This window comes from Corallococcus sp. AB038B, from assembly GCF_003668955.1.
Classification (GTDB): Bacteria; Myxococcota; Myxococcia; order Myxococcales; family Myxococcaceae; genus Corallococcus; species Corallococcus exiguus.
The window spans coordinates 1-477 of sequence record NZ_RAWO01000070.1; the positions used below are offsets into that span (position 1 = coordinate 1).

Genomic DNA, 477 nt, shown 5'->3' on the forward strand with positions numbered 1-477 from the left:
GTACGTCTTGCACGTCTCATAGATGAGCTCGGAAATCTCGAGCATCGCCCGGTGCACGGGCAGGTTCTTGAGCGAGGCGTACTGCATGAAACCGAACACCAGTCCGATCACGCAGACCGCGATGCCGGAGAGCAACAGTTGGTGTCCGTTGATGCTGCCGCCAAAGAATGACTTGGAGGCGAAGTCAGGGAGAACGAGGTCCGCCTCACTGGCGTGGGCGACGCTGGATGCGAACACCGTCAGCAGCCCGAGGGCCCTGGCGGCGACACCAGTGACGCCCCTACGCAGGGCGTCCATCCGTGGAACAGTGCGTGTCATGGGGGTGCAACTCCTCACAGAGACTCAAGTCCAGGCGCGCGGATTGGGTGCTCCGCGTGCCATGGGAAACAGGGAGTGGTGTCGAGGGGTTGGCCGCCTGCGAACGGGGACACCGCGCGCCTGCGCTTCAGCTCAGCCTCGCCCTTCACGGCGCAGAGT

The 477-nt window shown here is 63.9% G+C and carries 1 pseudogene; it reads right to left on the minus strand.

Going from position 1 to position 477, the window contains the following annotated elements:
* Positions 1-318, minus strand: a pseudogene (locus D7Y04_RS42585) (sodium-translocating pyrophosphatase); the annotation flags it as partial.
* Positions 319-477: the final 159 nt, after the last annotated feature.